Genomic DNA, 17,615 nt, shown 5'->3' with positions numbered 1-17,615 from the left:
GGAAGCCGTCATGGCCCGTGTGCCGTACCAGAGTTCCGCCGACACCGCGGAGAGGCTGATCGCCGAGGCGATGCGGCAGGGCACCAGCCATCTGACGACCGGGCTCGACGCGCCACCGGGCAGGTACCTGCGGATCGGGGGCAGGGATCTGGTCAACTTCGGTACCTGCGGCTACCTCTCGCTGGAGCAGGACGAGCGGATCCGGCGCGGCGCCGTCGATGCGGTCGAGCGCTTCGGTGTTCAGTTCTCGATCTCCCGGTCGTACGTGGCTTCCGGGCTGAACCTCGAACTCGAGGCGCTGCTCCGGGAGATCTACGCGGATCACCCCGTGCTGGTGTACTCCTCGACGTCGCTGTGCCACATCTCCGTGCTGCCGGCGCTGCTCGAGGCCGGCGACCGCGCCGTGCTGGACCAGCAGGTCCACTTCAGTGTCCAGACGGCCGCCCAACTCGTTCGGCAGCAGGGGGTCGGGCTCGCGATGGTGCGGCACGGCGACCTGGACGCGCTCGAACGGCGACTGCGGCGCGCGCAGGCAGCCGGTGAGCGGGTCTGGTACCTGATCGACGGCGTGTACTCGATGTTCGGCGACGTCGCACCGATCGAGGACCTCGCCCGGCTGATGGAGGTGTACCCATCGCTGCACCTCTACATCGACGACGCGCACGGCATGAGCTGGTACGGGCGGCACGGTGCGGGCTACGTCTTCGAGAAGCTCGGCCGGCGCCTGAGCGAGCGCGTGGTGCTGATCACGACGCTCGCCAAGGGGTTCGGGACGATCGGCGGCGTTGCGGTGTTCCCCACCGAGCAGTTGTCCGGCAGGGTCCGGATCAACGGGGGACCACTGATGTACTCGCACCCGCTGCCACCCCCGATGCTGGGTGCGGCGATCGCCTCGGCGCGGATCCATCTCTCCGATCGCATCGAGGACCTGCAGGCGGAACTGGCTGAGCGTCGGGACTACTGCAACGAACTCCTCGCCGCCGCCGGCCTGCCCGTCGTCTCCGACCCCCGTACCCCGATCTACTTCATCGGACTCGGTGAGCCCGAGGTGAGTTACGGCATGGTGCGGCGCATGCTCGACGCGGGTTTCTACGTGAACCAGTCGTCCTTCCCCGTCGTTCCCCTCAAGAAGTCGGGCCTGCGCTTCACCCTCACCCGGCATGTCGACCGTGATCACATCCGGGGACTGGTCGAGGCCGTGGCACACCATCTGCCGCAGGCACTCCGGGAGGCCGGCCGCACGATGGCCGACGTCCGGGCCGCCTTCGGGTGCATGTTGCCCGAGGCCGGTGCGGCACCGGTCCGGACGGGTTGACCGGCGGTCAGGGAACCAGGACGGGTCGAGCCCGTCGTCCTACCGGACCGCAGGTACCCGCGCAGGCGCCACGGCCTGCGCGGGTGCGAGTACGGGGCAGGACCTCGAACTCCCCGGCGGCACAGGATCGTGGGGTGAGCGTCCGATCAACTCGCCGTCCTGGCGACGGGACCGCCGAGGGCGTCGTCGGAACTCCGTTCGCGGGGGTCAGGGGGTCAGGGTTCGCTCCAGGATCCGCCGCCCGGCCCGCTGGTCTCCTTCCCAGGCGAAGGTCTCGCCGTCGACCGGCATCCGGTTCCACAGCAGGAGCAGGAGGTGTTCCGCCGGCGCGGCGAGCGTGGCCACCGGCGATCCGGGCCCGTAGGTCCACGAGGCGCCGCTGTCCGTCGCCTCGAGCCGCAGAGCGCTCTCGGGTGCGAGGGCACGGCCCCGGGACACCAGCAGGGGCGCCATCGTGTCGAAGACCTCGGCGACACCCTCGCCCGCCAGCTCGACGTCCATCGGCCGGTGGGTGCCCACCGCGTGCTCGGCGTCCCAGCGGTGGACGAGCGTCTCCATGCAGCGGCGCCGCTGCCAGAAGCCGACCGTGTGCGGCGGATAGAACGTCCAGGCGGCGGTGTCGGGGGCGGTGTCCAGCGCCTTCAGCAAGGTCGCGGACGAGGCCTCGAACCATTCCACCAGCGCGGACCGCTCCCGCGGCGCCGCCGGCGGCTTGAAGTCCCCACGCCCCTCGGTGGCAGCGATGGCCGCCCACAGGTTCGACCCGCCCATGTGCTCGGCCAGGTCGTGCAACGTCCAGTCGCCGCAGTGCTCGACCGGCGCCGACAGCTCGCCGTCGACGAGAGTTTTCTGAAAGTAAGTCAGTTCCCGGCGCAGGTGCAGGAGAAGAGATTTGGGTTCCATGCCACGAATCTACTCGGGGCCGCTGACAGCCGGGAGAGTGCGGTACCCAAGGTGGCCACGCGCACGGACCGGGCCGCCGGAACGACGGAGAGCCCTGGGCCGGGCCCAGGGCGCTCCGCTCGTGCGGTGAACGTCCGTCAGACACCTGCCGTCTCGTACTTGCCGTGCGGTTGCCAGGTGTTGACGTCCGTGCCCGGCGTGATGGCCTGGTCGGGCCTGATGTTGTAGGCCGCCGTGTAGAGCTCGCCCTGGTGGGTGACCATGGTGCCGGTTTCGTACGCGAGGCTCTCCTGCCAGGGCTTCGCACCGTTGGGGTGGAGTCTGGCCGGCAGTTTGCAGGTGCGGAGCTCACGCCACGGGGATCCGCCTCCGCCGTCCTTGCTGCCCGGTGCGGTTCCCTTGGTCCAGTACTGCCCCCGCCACATCTTGCCGGCGTGGCTGACCACGCTGGGCTTGCCGTAGACGTAGTCCGTTCTCCACTCGGGAGCGGTGCAGGCGTCCTTCAACGGCGGCGGGGTCGGCGGCTGCCGGCCGTCGAGCGCGGCGCGGATGTGCTCGGAGAGGATGGCGGTGCTCTTGTCGTCACCCTCCAGCGAGTAGGACATCGCGCCGGCGCGACCTTGCTCCTTGGCGAACTCGGCCTTCCGGTAGGCCGCCATCGGGTCGTCGAAGGTCCAGAAGATCCTCTTGTCCGGGTTGAACAGCCACGCCACGCCGTTGGCGTCGTCCCGGTGGACCTGGTACCCCTGCTGAGCAAGGGGGGCGAGGGTGCGGTAGTCGTTGACGCCCACCGCGTACTTGGCGCCGTTGGCCTTGGACACCGCTCCGCTCGCCTGCTGGAACAGCCCGTTCTTCGCGGTGCTCTGCACGCCCTCCCAGCCGCGGCCGTAGAACGGCACGCCCACGAGGAGCTTCTTCTTCGGTGCGCCCGCGTCGGTCCAGGCCTTGACGGCCGCCTCCACGGAGAGCCTCCGCGGGCTCGGGTCCTCGGGGACGCTGTGCAGGGCCGACTGATGGTTGGTCACGCAGGCGCCGGGGCAGTCGGAGGGGCCGTGCAGGTCGTATCCTCAGCTGGTTGAAGTTGCCCTTGAGGTGCTTCTCGTCGTTCCACCCGGGGTCGGCCACCCCGTCCACGGACTCGGCGGCGCTGAACGGCCTGATCCAGTCGGCGTCAGCGTCCCCGACATCGATGGAGCCGTCGGCGTGGTCGGGGTTGGTGTTCGGCACGGTCGCCGCGAAGCACCTGTAGCCGCGATACCGTTCGGTGTCCGACGAGATGTTCGCGAAGGCGTAGTTGAGGATCGTCAACTTCTTCGCCGTACCGTTGACGTCCAGGTCCTTGAGGAAGAACCTCCGGTCGTAGATCGACCACTGCGGGAAGTAACCGGCGTATTCGAGTCCGGCCAACGTGAAGCCTCCAGCTTCCAGGCACGCCGCATTCATACGGGTACGTAGGAAGTCGAGCGCGGAGGGTGCTGGGCTCGCAACTTATGGTCACTGTGCGTGACATGCGGCGCTGCTTGAGCCGCTGCGGGCTTCCGCCAGGGATGGATGTCGATCGGCATGCGGACCGCAGTGCGGCGCGATCGGGCTCCGGGAGCCACCAGGGAGCCACCGGCAGGCGTCAGACGGGCACCTGCAGCCGTCAGGGCCACGCAAGCGGTACGTGTGTCGGCAAGGTCCAGCAAGGGAAGGGCCGGCGGAGCCGCGTGCGAGCCCTGACGGCTGCCGGCCGGTCGAGCGCGTGCTCGGGCTCAGGCCGGGACGATGACCCCGAGCGCGCGCGGGGCGATGCTCACCTCGACGGGCAGGCGGGCGATGAACTCCCCGTCGGCGTACGCACTGATCCCGGGGCACTCGATCCGCAGCGTGGCACTCCGAACGGTGTGCACCTCCCCGTGCTCGACGTGGGTGCCCTTGAACACGGTCGGGAAGAACCGCACCAGTTTCAGCCGCGGCATCGCGCCCACCATGGTGACGTCGAACAGGCCGTCGGTGTGGTCCGCGCCCGGGCAGATCAGCATTCCGCCGCCGTAGCTGCGGGTGTTGCCGACCGCGGCGAGGGTGAGCGGACGCTCGATCACCGTGCCGTCGTCCAGCGTGATCCGGAACGGTAGTGGCCGCAGGTTCGCCAACTCGGCGACCATGGCGAGGTTGTAGCGGCTCCGGCCGCGCGGCCACGCCATCCGGTTGGCCCGGTCGGTGACCAGCGAGTCGAAGCCGGCGGCGAGCACCGAGCCGAAGTAGCGGCTGGTGCCGTCCTCGGCGTCGATCCGGCCGAGGTCGACGGTGGCGACGTGCCCCGCGGCTATCACGTCGGCCGCCGACTCCGGGTCGCCGATCGGCACGCCGTACTCGCGGGCCTGGTCGTTGCCCGTGCCAGCCGGGAGCATGCCGAGCGGTACGCCGCTGCCGGCCAGTGCCTGCAGGGCCAGGTGGATCATGCCGTCGCCGCCGACCGCCACCAACGCGTCCACGCCGCGGGCGACCGTCTCGCGGGCGAGGCGGAGCGCGTCCGCCGGGGAGGCGCCGGCGATGTTCAGCACCTCGATGCCGTGCTCCCGGAGCCGGGCGGCGGCCCGTGCCGCCGCCCGCTCGGCATGGCCACCGCCGGCGGCCGGGTTGGACAGCAGTACCACCTGGCGGTTCATGCCCCCGCCCCTCGCTTCGCTCGGCGGTGGCTTCGCCACGCGTCCCTGCCTCTGATTCGCTCGCTCATGCGCACCCCCAAGTCGCGGGCCGACAGCCCGGGTTCACGGAATCAGCTTGCCAGGGTTGAGGATCCCGGCCGGGTCGACGGCGTCCTTGACGGCCCGCAGGATGCGCACACCCACCTCGCCGATCTCCTGGTCCAGCCACGGGCGGTGGTCGGCGCCGACCGCGTGGTGGTGGGTGATGGTGCCGCCGTTCGCCATGATCGCGTCGCAGGCGGCCCGCTTGACGCCGGTCCACTGGGCGATCGCGTCGCCCCGCTGGGCGGCGACCACGGTGAAGTACAGCGAGGCGCCGGTCGGGTAGACGTGCGAGATGTGGCACATCACCATCGACTCGGTGCCGCTCGCCCGCAGCGAGCTCTGCAGGGACTCGGTCACCGCGGACTTGAGCCGGCCGAGGTTGGCCCAGTTGGTCGCAGTCTCCAGCGTCTCGCACAGCGCACCGGCGGCGAGCAGCGAGTCGCGCAGGTACGGTGCGTCGAACCGGCCGTGCTCCCAAGCCTCGGCGGGCTCGGCGCCGAGCGAGGTGCCGCCGGCGGCGAGCAGCGCGGTACGGGTCGCCTCGTGCCGGGCGGCGACCTGCTCGGCGGTGCCCTCGAAGACCGTGACCGCCAGGCAACCGCCGGTGACCTGGCTGCCGCCGATCTTGTCCGTCATGGCCAGGTTGACGAAGGTCTCGGACTCGTCCGAGAGCCGGATCACGGTCGGTCCGGTGCCCTGCTGCTCGACGGCGCGCAGCGCGGCCGCGCCGGTGGCGAAGTCCGGGAAGCTCCAGGCCTCGTGGGCCTTGGCGGCGGGCAACGGGTGGACACGCAGACGGACGGCGGTGATCACGCCGAAGGCGCCCTCGGAGCCGAGGAACAGCTCGCGCAGGTCCGGCCCGGCCGCGGACGCGGGTGCGCGGCCGAGGTCCACGGTGCCGGCCGGGGTGATCGCGCGCAGGCCGCGGACCATCTCGTCGAAGCGGCCGTGACCGGCGGAGTCCTGGCCGGAGGATCGGGTGGCGGCGAAGCCTCCGATGGTCGCGTAGCGGAAGCTCTGCGGGTAGTGGCCGAGTTCGAAGCCGCGGGTGGCGAGCAGCTCCTCGGCCTGCGGGCCGGTCAGGCCGGCGCCGAGCACGGCCTCACCGGAGACCTCGTCCAGTTCGTGCAGTCGGTCGAAGCGGCGCAGGTCGAGCGAGATGACGGCGGTGAAACCGCTGCGGTCCGGGTCGACGCCGCCCACCACGCTGGTGCCGCCGCCGAACGGGACGACCGCGATCCGGCGCTCGGTGCACAGCGCCAGGACGGCCGCGATCTCCTCCTCGCTGCCGGGCAGGACCACGGCGTCCGGCGCGTCCTGCGGCTCACGGCTCTTGCGGCGCAGCAGGTCCAGGGTGGACTTGCCGCCGGAGCGCGGCAGCCGGTCGGCGTCCGCCGTGCTCAGCCACGACTCCCCGACTATCGCGGACAGGGCCCTCTGGTCATCTTCGGCCAACTCCGATGACCGGAGCGCAGTCTGATCCAGCGTCAGCTCATCGGCGCCCTCTCCGGAGACGCCGAGTGCGGCGGCCAGCAGCCCCTTGACGTCGTCCGGCAGCGGCTTGGCGCGGGCCGGGTCACCCCAGGCATCCCACTTCATCGGGGGGAGCGGCAGGGCCGCGGGATTCGACTGCGTTTCAGGTGCCATGCGTTACAGTATTACGCATAATGTCAAGTCGTAACGATGAGCCCCGCAGCACCGACGACGCGATCCTGGACGCCGCCGCCGACCTGATCGTCCAACTCGGTGTCCAGCGCACCCAGCTCGCCGAGATCGCCCGCCGCGCCGGAGTCAGCCGTCCCACCGTGTACCGGCGCTGGGCCGACGTACGTGCGGTGATCGCTGCACTGCTGACCCGCGAGATCGCCGCCACCTACCGCCAGGTCGTGCCCGCCGGGGACGACCGGGAGTCCTTCGTGGCCGGGGTGGTCGAGGTCGCCGTCCGGCTGCGCGACCACCCGGTGCTCGGCGCGCTGCTGCACTCCGACTCGGACACGCTGTTCGAGTACGTCTTCGACCGCCTCGGCACCAGCCAGTACCGGCTGCTCGACGCCCTGCGCACCGGGATCGAGGCCGGTCAGCGGCACGGCTCGATCCGGGCCGGCGAGCCGACCGAACTGGCCGCGATGGTGCTGCTCATCGCCCAGTCCACCGTCCAGTCCCACCGCATGGTTGCGCAGCTGCTCCCCGAGCACGCCTGGCGCCGTGAACTGGCCACCGCCCTGAACGGATACCTCGCACCATGACCGCACCCAGCACCATCCTCGACCCGCGGCGCCGTGCCGCGGACCTGGCCGCGCTCGCCGACGGCGCAGACATCGACGTACTCGTCATCGGCGGCGGCGTCACCGGCGCGGGCGTCGCGCTCGACGCCGCCTCCCGGGGCCTGAAGACCGTCCTGGTCGAGGCACAGGACCTCGCCTTCGGCACCAGCCGCTGGAGCTCCAAGCTGGTGCACGGCGGCCTGCGCTACCTGGCCTCCGGTCGGGTCGGGGTGGCCCGGGAGAGTGCCGTCGAGCGCGGCATCCTGATGACCCGGACGGCACCCCACCTGATCCGGGCGCTGCCCCAACTGGTGCCGCTGTTGCCCTCGGTGAGCCGGGCCCAGGCCGCACTGGTGCACGTCGGGTTCCTGGCCGGCGACGCACTGCGCCTCAGCGCCGGCACGCCCTCGCGGCTGCTGCCGCGGGTACGCCGGATCGGCGCGGCCGAAACCGCCCGGCTGGTGCCCTCGGTTCGCACCGACGGCCTCGGCGGCGCGCTGGTCGCACACGACGGACAGCTGATCGACGACGCCCGCCTGGTGCTCGCCATCGCCCGCACGGCCGCCCAGTACGGCGCCCGGGTGCTCACCCGGGTACGTGCCGAGGACGTCACCGGGACGTCGGCCCGGCTCACCGAGACGCTCGGCGGCGAGTCCTTCACCGTCTCCGCCCGCGCGGTGGTCAACGCCACCGGCGTCTGGGCCGGCGAGGTGGACTCCTCGATCCGGCTGCGGCCCAGCCGCGGCACTCACCTGGTCTTCGACGCCGCGGCGTTCGGCCACCCGACCGCCGCGCTGACCGTCCCGGTGCCCGGCTCCACCAGCCGGTTCGTCTTCGCGCTGCCGCAGCAGCTGGGCCGGGTGGTGCTCGGACTGACCGATGAGGACGCGCCCGGTCCGATCCCGGACGAGCCCCGCCCGACCGAGGGCGAGATCGACTTCCTGCTGCGGACCGTCAACACGGCCCTGAACACCGAGCTGACCCGGGCCGACGTCCGCGGCGCCTTCGCCGGGCTGCGACCGCTGATCGACACCGGTGGCGGCAACACCGCCGACATCTCCCGCCAGCACGCCGTCCTGGAGGCGCCGTCCGGGGTGATCACCGTGGTCGGCGGCAAGCTCACCACCTACCGGCGGATGGCCCAGGACACCATGGACAAGGCGGTGCGCATCCGCGGCCTGGCCGCCGGTCCGTGCCGCACCGACCGGCTGCCGCTGGTCGGAGCCCCCGCGCACCGGGAGAGCCAGCCGACCAACGGTCTGCCCGCCTCCCTGGTGGCCCGGCACGGTGGCGCGGCCCGGGTCGTCGTCGACTCCGCGAGCGTCGACCGCCCGATGGAGCCGATCGCCGAGGGCATCGACGTCACCCGCGCGGAGATCGAGTACGCCATCACCCACGAGGGAGCGCTCGACCTGGCGGACGTCCTCGACCGCCGCACCCGCATCGGCCTCGTCCCGGCGGACGCGGGCCGCGCACGTGAGGCCGTCGAGGAGATCCTCATGGCGCAGGAGCTCTGAGCGGACGTCCGTCGATCGCGCTGTCGTTCCATCGGACGCGGTCGGTGGGACGCGGGAGGTGCCCCGGGGTTGCCGTCAACCCCGGGGCAGTTCTTTTTCACGGCTTCCCGGTGGTGTCCGAGGCGGCCGGCCGGGTGGGGGAGGGGAGCAACCGGAGCGCCGGCGGCCGAAGCGCGCCGACGCCTTCGGCACAGACTGCCGGCCGGATGGGGGAAGTGGCCGGCGATTGCTCGGCTGACTCCGCAGCCCTCCAGGCGCCGGGCGGGAGCGTAGGCCCGACTTCCAACACTAATCAACAGCCTGGCATCAAAACCAACGTCATCGGCCACTGGCGTTGCGGCCTCGGTGCCAGGCATCTCGCAGCGGGTGTCGAGCGCAGGGTCGTGGTGTGGCCGCCGCTGGGCGTGGCGCCAACTCGCCGCATCCCCGGGGTGCCTCCCAGTGCTGTCCCCGGTCCCCAGGGGTTCCGCGCAGGCTCCGCATGAGCGTGTGGACACCAGTTCTATCAACTCCCCTGCCCGCGGAGGATGCTGAGTGGGCGTAACGAGACGGTTTCGAAACCACCCAGTTGGGTTCGAAGGCTTGACTCGGGTCTGAACTGGGCGTTTCCTTTTGCTTCATCGCGTTTGATCGCGATGCTTTCTGATCGGTTGTGTTGCTTCTAGTTCTAGCCGATCGGTCCAACACCCTCAGGAGCCCCCAGCATGCACCCCTCCCTCCGTAGCCGCCTCGCCCCGACTGCCGCGTTGAGCCTGGCCACCGTCCTCGGTCTGACCGCGTGCTCCACCGGACAGACGTCGTCCGGCGCCGATGCGTCGGTGGCGCCGGTGTCCGGCAAGATCTCGATCACCTATCTGCAGAAGCAGGGGGACCAGCAGTACTTCGTGGACGAGGCCGCAGGGGCGAAGGCCAAGGCCGCTGAGCTGGGTGCCGACCTGAAGGTCGTGAACCTCGGTAATGACGCGAACAAGACGGTCAGTGAGGTGCAGTCGGCGATCGCGCAGAAGAGCAACGGTCTGATCATCGTGGTGCCGGACCCGGCGGTCGGCCCGCAGGTGGTCCAGACGGCCCGGGACGCGAAGGCCGCGCTGCTCACCTCCGACGACCAGGTCTGCGCGAGCGGGCCGTCCCCGGCGCAGTGCGCCGCGTCCGACCTGGTGCCCCGGATCGGCTTCTCCGGCCAGCAGATGGGCCAGCAGGTCGGCCAACGCGCTGCGGAGGAGTTCAAGAAGGCCGGCTGGAACCCGGCGGACACCCGGATCATCTCCGGATGGAAGCAGGACGTCACCGTCTGCGGTGACCGGGTGAAGGCCGCGAAGGACGCCTTCGACCAGGCCGTGCCGGGCGTGCAGAACATCGACGTCGCGACCGACAACACCCCGACCGGCGCGCAGGACAAGGTCGCCGCCACCATCACCGCCAACCCGGGCGTCAAGCACTGGGTGGCATGGGGCTGCAACGACGAGAACGTCCAGGGTGCCGTGACCGCCCTGCAGAACGCCGGGGTGAGCCCCAACGACATCGACGGCGTCGGCCTGGGTGCCTACCTGGCGTGCAAGGACTGGGCGTCCGGCAAGCCGTCGGGCATGAAGGCCGCCCTGTTCATCAACGGCAAGGACGTCGGCGCCCTGGCGGTGCAGACCATGTACGACAAGCTCAAGAACGGCAAGGACTTCCCCAAGGAGGCCTTCGCCCCGACCAAGATGGTCGACGCCACCACCTGGCAGTCCGCGGGCGTGTCCTGCAGCTGATGCCGCGTCGAGCCGTCGGTGCGGCGGGCGGGAACCGGCCTGCCGTACCGGCTCGGCTCCCGAAGACCGTACGTGCCGCACCGCCAAAGAGGCCCCGATGACCGCACCTGAACCCTCGCCCGCCCCGCCACCCGGCAGCTCGCCCGGCCTGAGCGCCGAGGGCGTGTCCAAGCGCTTCGGCACCGTCCAGGCACTGAAGGACGTCACCCTCACCTTCCCACCCGGTCAGGTCACCGCCCTGATGGGTGAGAACGGCGCAGGCAAGTCCACCCTGCTGCGCATCCTCACCGGTGACCACCGTCCCACCGAGGGCCGGGTCCTGCTGGACGGCCAGGCCCTCGACCTGAACTCCCCGCAGGACGCCCGCCGCGCCGGGATCCGGATCATCCCGCAGGAACCCGAGATCATCCCCCATGTCTCGGTCGCCGAGAACGTCTACACCGGCTCGCTGCCCCGCACCGGGCTGCGCCGCCTCGACCGCGCCGAACTGCGCCGCCGCATCACCGCCGACCTGAAGCACCTCGGGTTCGACAAGGTCCTCGACCCCGACCTGCTCGGCTCCGAACTCACCGCCGCCCAGCGCCAGCTGGTCGAGATCCTGCGGGCGATGACCGGCCAGGTCCCGCCACGGGCGATCGCCTTCGACGAGCCGACCTCCTCGCTCTCCGAGCACGAGGTCGAGGCCCTGTTCGCGCTGATCGGGCGACTGCGCGCCGAGGGCATCGCCGTCATCTACGTCTCCCACCGGATGAAGGAGATCTTCCAACTCGCCGACGGCATCGCGGTTCTGCGGGACGGCCAGGTCGCGGGGGTCGTCCGGGCCGCGGCCACGGACGAGAGCGCACTCGTGCGGCTCATGGTCGGCCGGGACCTGTCCTCCCTCTTCGTCCGCCAGCAGGTCGCCACCGACCGCGTCGTCCTGGACGTGAAGAACCTCACCACGGACGACGTGAGCGACATCAGCCTGCGGGTCAACGCCGGCGAGGTAGTCGCCCTCGCCGGCCTGATCGGCGCCGGACGCTCCGAACTCGCGCTCGCCCTGGCAGGCGACGCCCCCATCCGCTCCGGCACCGTGGAACTGGGCGGCAAGGCCCTGCGCCTGAGGGACCCCCGCGCCGCCATCACCGCCGGCATCGGCCTGGCCCCCGAGGAACGCAAGGCCCAGGCGCTGTTCCTGCAGCGCACGATCCGCGACAACACCTCCCTCGTCAGCCTGGGCCGGCTACGCCGCTGGCGATTCGTCAGACACCGTCAGGAGAAGGCCCTCGCCCAGGAGTTCGCCGATCGGCTGCGGGTGCGTGCCCCCTCCATCGAAGCAGAGGTCCGCACCCTGTCCGGCGGCAACCAGCAGAAGGTCGTCCTCGCCCGCTGGCTCGCCCGCAAACCCGACCTGCTGATCCTCGACGAGCCGACCCGCGGCGTGGACATCGGCGCCAAGGCCGAGATCTACCAGATCATCGCCGACCTCGCCCGCGAGGGCACCGCCATCCTGGTCATCTCCTCCGAACTGCCCGAAGTCCTGGGCCTCGCCGACCGGATCGTCGTGATGCAGAACGGCCGCACCACCGGCGAACTCACCCGCGACCAGGCGACGGAAGAGGCGATCCTCGCGCTCGCCATGGCTGACGACCTCGCCACCGGCACCACCGCCCACGCCCCGACCGGAGACACCCGATGACCACCACCACCTCCCCGAGCGCCCAGCTGCCGAAGGACCAGCCCCGGCCCGGCCGGCCCGGTGGCCCACGCGGCCTGCTCGCCGCGATCGGCGGGCAGAACCTCAGCCTCGTCGGCGCCCTCATCGCCGTAGTCGCCCTCTTCGGCACGCTCAACCCCAACTTCGTCAGTTGGGACAACATCCAGGTCATCGCCGAAGCCGTCACCATCTCCGGCCTGCTGGCCGTCGTCCAGACCGTCGTCATCATCTGCGGCGGCCTCGACATCTCGGTCGGCTCCCAGGCCGGGCTCGCCTCCGTCACCAGCGCCATGGTGTTCACCTCCACCGGCGCCGACCCCTACCTCGGCATCGGTGCCGCCCTCGCCATCGGTGCCGCCATCGGCCTGTTCAACGGGATCGTCATCATCTACGGCCGGGTCAACCCGACCATCGCCACCCTCGCCGGACTGGCCGCCTACAAGGGCGTCGCCCAACTCGTCTCCGACGGTCGGGCCCAGGGCTACGTGCTGGGCGACCCGGTCTTCGTGTTCCTCAGCCGGGGCAAGATCGCCGGCCTGCCCACCATGGTCTGGCTGCTCATCCTCACCGCCGCCGCCGTCCACGCCCTGCTCACCTACACCGACATCGGCCGCAACATCTACGCCATCGGCGGCAACGACACCGCCGCCCGCCTCGCAGGCATCAACCTGAACAAGTACCTCATCTCCGCCTACGCGCTCTCCGGTACCGTCGCCGCCCTCGCCGGCGTCCTCCTCACCGCTCGCACCGGCAGCGGCCAGCCCGTCTCCGGCAGCGAAGGCCTGGAACTCCAGTCGATCACCGCCGCGGCCCTCGGCGGCTGCGCCCTCAAGGGCGGCAAGGGAAGCATCGGCGGCACGCTGCTCGCCGTCGCGCTGCTCGGCGCCCTGCAGAACGGCCTCACCGTCCAGGGAATCAACGCCTTCTGGCAGAACGTCGCGCAGGGCGCTCTGCTGGTCGCCGCCGTCATCATCCAGCAGCGCCGCAACCGCGAACGCGCGGTCGGACTCCCGGCCTGACCGCAGGCCGCGAGGCCGAGCACACCAGCCTCCCGGCCTCGCGGGATCCGTTCCTTGCGGCACATGCTGCGGGAGGCCGGCCTTCGTATCCCACCTGCGGAACCGCCGACCGCCCCGGACAGGGCGTTCCGGTGGTGCAACACCTCATCGACGTCCGCCCGGTCGGGGCGTGACCGGACCGCCGCAACCTGCGGTGGCTCGGGACTCGACCGAAGACGGAACGGGCGGGCGGCCGCCGAGGGTCGGCCGGACCGCCATCGGACTGCCGGTGCCGCACACCCCGTGGCACCGGCAGTTCCGTTCTCTTTTTCCGGCGGTACTCCAACTTCCCTTCCAGCCAGGACAGTTGCACCTTCGCTGGCCGCCACCCGTTCGATCGAGAGGGCCTTCGTGGCTGATCAGATGTTGCTCGCTCCACAGCGCCAGGCGCTGATCCTGGAGGCGATTCGCCGGGCCGGCGCGGTTCGCGTCGCCGAACTGGTCGAACAGTTCGGTGTGTCGGACATGACCATCCGCCGTGACCTGGATGCGCTGGTGCGCCAGGGCGCCGTGCAGAAGGTGCACGGCGGAGCGATGGCGGCGGGGGCCGCGAGCACGTACGAGCCCGGGTTCGACGCCAAGTCCGGGCTGGAGGAGGCCACCAAGGCAGCACTGGCCGACGCGGCCGCGAAACGGGTGGAACCGGGCAGCGTGGTGGCCCTCTCCGCCGGTACCACGACCTACGCGGTCGCCTCCCGGCTGCTGGAGATCCCGGAACTGACGGTCGTGACCAACTCCCTGCCGATCGCGGACCTGTTGTGGGCGGCGGGCCGCGACGGGGGAGAGGCCGTTCCGTCGCTGCTTCTGACCGGAGGGGCGCCCACCAGGTCGGCGGCTCTGGTGGGCGCTCTGGCCGATCAGACGATCCGCTCGCTCCACGTGGACCTGCTGATCCTGGGCGTGCACGGCGTATGCGAGCAGGCCGGCCTCACCACACCCAACCTGGCCGAGGCGCAGACCAATCGGGCGCTGATCGCATCCGCGCGCCGCACGGTCGTGGTCGCGGACCACACCAAGTGGGGGGTCATCGGGCTGAGCAGCTTCGCGACCCTGGCGGAGATCGACTGTTTCGTCACCGACGACGCTCTGCCGGCGACGGTCCGCAATGTGCTCGCCGACGCGGTCGGCGAGCTCGTCGTCGTCCCGGCCGCCGGCTGAGCGTGCGGTTACGGGTCAGGCCATCCGCCGTGCTCCTGCCGAGGGCACGGCGGTGAACATGAACGGGGACGCGAAGCCCGCCGACCGGAAGGCCGCCCGCACCGCGTCCGAGATCCCCGCAAGGATCGCGGCCTGAGCCAGCGCGATGACGGACCCGCCGAAGCCGCCGCCGGTCATCCGGGCACCCAGCGCCCCGGCGGCCACGGCGGCCTCGACCGCGAGGTCCGTTTCGGGGCAGGAGACCCGGTAGTCGTCGCGCAGCGAGGCATGTCCGGCCGTCAGGACCGGGCCCAGTGCGGCGATCTCACCGCGGACCAGGTGGTCGACGGTCTCGGTGACGCGCCGGTTCTCGGTCACCACGTGCCGGACCAGCGGCCTGAGTTCGCCGGGCAGCCGGTCCAGGGCCGCGGCGAGGCCGTCGGGCGCGAGATCGCGCAGCGCGGGCAGGCCGAGCAGGTGGGCGGCGCGCTCGCAGCCGGCCCGCAGGGCGGCGTAGGCGCCGTCGCCGAGGTCGTGCTTGACCCGGGTGTCGATCACCAGCAGCCGTAGCCCCGCCGCCTCCAGGTCGAGTGGCACGTGCCGCTGCTCCAGGGTCCGGGTGTCGAGGAACAGGGCGGCGCCGCTGGTACAGCAGGCGGAGGCCATCTGGTCCATCGCACCGCACGGAACACCGACGAAGGCGTTCTCGGCCCGTTGGGCGATCAGCGCGAGTTCCGGCGCGGAAAGGCCAAGTCCGTACAGGTCGTTCAGGGCGGCGGCCGTCGCGCACTCCAGGGCGGCGGAGGACGACAGTCCGGCGCCGGACGGCACGTCACTGTCGATGTACAGGTCGGCCCCGCCGACCGGGTGACCCGCCTCGGCGAGTGCCCAGAAGACACCGGCCGGGTAGCCGGCCCAGCTCGCGACGGCGCCGGGTGCCAGACCGTCCAGCGGTAGGTCGGTGATCGTGCCGTCGCCCTGGGCGCTGTACAGGCGCAGCCGTCCGTCCTCCCTGCGGCGGGCGCTCACCCGGGTCGTGTGCGGGAGGGCGATGGGCAGGACGAAGCCGTCGTTGTAGTCGGTGTGCTCGCCGATCAGGTTCACGCGCCCGGGCGCGGTCCACGCGCCGGTCGGCCGTCCGCCGTGGACGGCCTCGAAGTCGGTGGCGGCCTCGTCGATCATCTGCTCAGCTCCAGTGCGTCGGGGAAGGGACGGCACACTCTCTCGGACGGCGTCCCCATCAAGCTACTGGGGGCCGTTCCCCGGGGGCGGCCCGTGGTGCGGCATCGGCGTGCTGCCTCCCGCCGATGGGATCGCCATCAGCAGACGAGTGCCAATTCCGACATAATCAAACATGCTTGGGTCTCGTGGTCAACACCTATGAGAGGTCGGCTTGGTCGGGCTGGGCGAGGCGACGTCAGGGGTTCACTGAGGACCGAAATGCCTGTTGACAAGCGGTAGCATCTGTTTGACTCTGTTGGAGCTCGATACCTGCTGGGACATCGAAGAGCCGTCAGCACAGCCGGTAGGCAAGCAGACGCGTCGCAGACCCCGGACAGTCCGCCCTCACTCAACGTCCTGCGCCGGCTCGGCGATCTCGAAGGCTGACGCAGACCACCGGAAGCGCTTGCCGTGGCGCGGCTCGGTGGTCCGGCTGCAGGGCTGATGCTTTGGTGAGCAAAGGGGTCCGAGATCGAATGGTTGGGAGGGCCGGCGTGGAGTGCAGGTTCTGCGAGATCGTTGCCGAGCCGGCACAGGTCCATCTGGTGCTGGCCGACGACGTCGCAGTGGCGTTCCTTGACCGGCGGCCGCTCTTCCCCGGCCACGTCCTGGTGGTGCCCCGGCAGCATGTCGAGACGCTGACCGACCTGCCGCGATCGGCCGTGGGACCCTTCTTCGCCAGGGTGCAGCGGGTGACGGCGGCCGTGGAGAAGGGCACGGGATCGGCCGGCAGCTTCGTGGCTGCCAACAACCGGATCAGCCAGTCCGTGCCGCACCTGCACGTCCACGTGGTGCCGCGCAACCCGCGTGACGGCCTGCGCGGCTTCTTCTGGCCGCGCACCCGCTACGCGGACGAGACGCAGGCCGAGGAGATGGCCGCCCGGCTGCGCGCCGCCCTCGCCGACGGCGAACCGTCGCGGTGACCGCGGCGGGTCCCGGGCCGGTCGACGCCGTCGGACAGGGGCCGGTGGGGGGTGCTCCACCGGACGCGCCTTGAGTCCCTTCCATCCACCACCGGCGGGGCCGCAGGTGGATGGATCCGACGGCGGCCGTGCCGGGGAGGCATCGGCCTCTGCCTGCGGCTCCGCGGTCGGCGGAGGTCCGGGGCCCGGGGGTCACCGGCGCAGGCGCTGGGTGGCGGCGATGCAGGCGATCACCGCCAGGGCCGTGACCGGCGCGGCCGGCGGCAGCCGCTCGCCGAGCACCAGGACGGCCCAGCCGAGGGTGAGCAGCGGCTGGGCGAGTTGGAGCTGGCTGGCCCGGGGGACGCCGATCGCGGCCATTCCCCGGTACCAGGCCACGAGTCCGCCGAACTGGGAGACGACGGCGAGGTACGCGAGCCCGGCCAGGCCGTGCACGGTCGGGTGGGCCGGTTCGAAGGGCAGGGCGAGGACGCAGGTGAGCGCGGTGGCGGGGAGCGCCGCGACCACGCCCCATGCGATCACCTGCCAGCCGGGCATCCGTCGTGCCAGCCGGCCGCCCTCGGCGTAGCCCGCGGCGCAGAGCAGCAGCGCGCCCAGCAGGTAGCCGTCGGCGAGGCCCGGCCGGCCGGCGCTCTGCTGGAGGGCGAAGACCAGCACCGCCGCCGCGCCCGCCGTCGCCGCCCACCAGAACATCCGGGGCGGGCGGGCGCCGGTGCGCAGTGCGGAGAGCGTGGCCGTGGCGAGCGGCAGCATGCCGATCACCACAGCGGAGTGGGCGGTGGAGGAGGTCTGCAGGGCGAGGGTGGTGAGCAGTGGGAAGCCCACCACGCAGCCGCCGGCCACCACCAGCAGACCGGGCCAGTCCGAGCGCCGGGGCAGCGGGATGCGCAGGGCGGCCAGACACGCGCCGGCCACGGCCGCGGCGAGCACGCCGCGCAGGCCGGTGACCGTCCAGGGGCCGAAGCCCTCGAGTGCCCACACGGTGGCGGGGAAGGTGAACGAGAAGCAGAGTACGCCCAGGGCGGCGAGTGCGGTGCCGTCGACCGCTATCGATCGGGTCGGGATAGCGCTATCGTGTGCTGTCATGCATGAGCG

Annotated in this window: 14 protein-coding genes; 8 read left to right on the top strand and 6 right to left on the bottom strand. The window is 71.5% G+C overall.

Features of this window, described 5'->3' with window-relative positions:
• Nucleotides 1-10 precede the first annotated feature (10 nt).
• Entirely contained in the window at nt 11-1,315 is a 1,305-nt protein-coding gene (locus ACWDAK_RS14165; RefSeq protein WP_344637617.1) for an aminotransferase class I/II-fold pyridoxal phosphate-dependent enzyme, read from the top strand.
• Between the two features lie 207 nt (nt 1,316-1,522).
• On the opposite strand, the gene ACWDAK_RS14160 is transcribed toward ACWDAK_RS14165, so the two are convergent.
• The 4 genes from ACWDAK_RS14160 to ACWDAK_RS14145 form a co-directional block, all read right to left on the bottom strand.
• Entirely contained in the window at nt 1,523-2,218 is a 696-nt protein-coding gene (locus ACWDAK_RS14160; RefSeq protein WP_344637618.1) for a maleylpyruvate isomerase family mycothiol-dependent enzyme, read from the bottom strand.
• A gap of 137 nt (nt 2,219-2,355) precedes the next feature.
• Complete coding sequence (locus tag ACWDAK_RS14155; protein ID WP_427393421.1) at nt 2,356-3,276, bottom strand: glycosyl hydrolase family 18 protein; 921 nt, start codon at nt 3,274-3,276, stop codon at nt 2,356-2,358.
• A 696-nt stretch (nt 3,277-3,972) separates the two neighbouring features.
• On the bottom strand, nt 3,973-4,869 hold the full coding sequence (locus tag ACWDAK_RS14150; protein WP_344637619.1) for a diacylglycerol kinase: 897 nt from the start codon (nt 4,867-4,869) through the stop codon (nt 3,973-3,975).
• 102 nt (nt 4,870-4,971) lie between these two features.
• Entirely contained in the window at nt 4,972-6,600 is a 1,629-nt protein-coding gene (locus ACWDAK_RS14145) for an FAD-binding oxidoreductase (protein WP_427393404.1), read from the bottom strand.
• 20 nt (nt 6,601-6,620) lie between these two features.
• Here ACWDAK_RS14145 and ACWDAK_RS14140 point away from each other — a divergent pair, with 20 nt between their 5' ends.
• The 6 genes from ACWDAK_RS14140 to ACWDAK_RS14115 all read left to right on the top strand — a co-directional run bounded on the left by ACWDAK_RS14140 (nt 6,621) and on the right by ACWDAK_RS14115 (nt 14,397).
• Nucleotides 6,621-7,199, top strand: coding sequence for a TetR/AcrR family transcriptional regulator (locus ACWDAK_RS14140; RefSeq protein WP_344637620.1), 579 nt, complete (start codon nt 6,621-6,623; stop codon nt 7,197-7,199).
• Nucleotides 7,196-8,734, top strand: coding sequence for a glycerol-3-phosphate dehydrogenase/oxidase (locus ACWDAK_RS14135; protein WP_427393403.1), 1,539 nt, complete (start codon nt 7,196-7,198; stop codon nt 8,732-8,734). The genes ACWDAK_RS14140 and ACWDAK_RS14135 overlap by 4 nt, the downstream gene beginning before the upstream one ends.
• Before the next feature lie 704 nt (nt 8,735-9,438).
• On the top strand, nt 9,439-10,485 hold the full coding sequence (locus ACWDAK_RS14130; RefSeq protein WP_427393402.1) for a substrate-binding domain-containing protein: 1,047 nt from the start codon (nt 9,439-9,441) through the stop codon (nt 10,483-10,485).
• Nucleotides 10,486-10,582: 97 nt separating this feature from the next.
• Nucleotides 10,583-12,163 (top strand): sugar ABC transporter ATP-binding protein, encoded by a 1,581-nt coding sequence (locus ACWDAK_RS14125; protein WP_427393401.1) that lies wholly within the window; start codon nt 10,583-10,585, stop codon nt 12,161-12,163.
• Nucleotides 12,160-13,200, top strand: a complete 1,041-nt coding sequence (locus ACWDAK_RS14120; RefSeq protein WP_427393400.1) for an ABC transporter permease — start codon at nt 12,160-12,162, stop codon at nt 13,198-13,200. Before ACWDAK_RS14125 ends, ACWDAK_RS14120 begins: the two co-directional genes overlap by 4 nt.
• A 402-nt stretch (nt 13,201-13,602) precedes the next feature.
• Nucleotides 13,603-14,397, top strand: a complete 795-nt coding sequence (locus ACWDAK_RS14115) for a DeoR/GlpR family DNA-binding transcription regulator (RefSeq protein ID WP_344637722.1) — start codon at nt 13,603-13,605, stop codon at nt 14,395-14,397.
• A 15-nt stretch (nt 14,398-14,412) separates the two neighbouring features.
• On the opposite strand, the gene galK is transcribed toward ACWDAK_RS14115, so the two are convergent.
• Nucleotides 14,413-15,558: a galactokinase gene (gene galK, locus ACWDAK_RS14110; RefSeq protein WP_344637625.1), complete on the bottom strand. Its 1,146-nt coding sequence runs from the start codon at nt 15,556-15,558 to the stop codon at nt 14,413-14,415.
• Nucleotides 15,559-16,091: 533 nt separating this feature from the next.
• On the opposite strand from galK, the gene ACWDAK_RS14105 reads away from it, so the two are divergent.
• Nucleotides 16,092-16,520, top strand: a complete 429-nt coding sequence (locus ACWDAK_RS14105) for an HIT family protein (RefSeq protein ID WP_427393399.1) — start codon at nt 16,092-16,094, stop codon at nt 16,518-16,520.
• A gap of 192 nt (nt 16,521-16,712) precedes the next feature.
• Here the strand turns inward: ACWDAK_RS14105 and ACWDAK_RS14100 are convergent, their stop codons facing one another.
• Nucleotides 16,713-17,606: a DMT family transporter gene (locus ACWDAK_RS14100; protein ID WP_344637627.1), complete on the bottom strand. Its 894-nt coding sequence runs from the start codon at nt 17,604-17,606 to the stop codon at nt 16,713-16,715.
• Between the last annotated feature and the right edge of the window lie 9 nt (nt 17,607-17,615).

Source organism: Kitasatospora sp. NPDC001175 (assembly GCF_053598215.1).
Note: the sequence above shows the minus strand (reverse complement) of the source record. Positions and strands in the feature narration are given on the sequence as shown.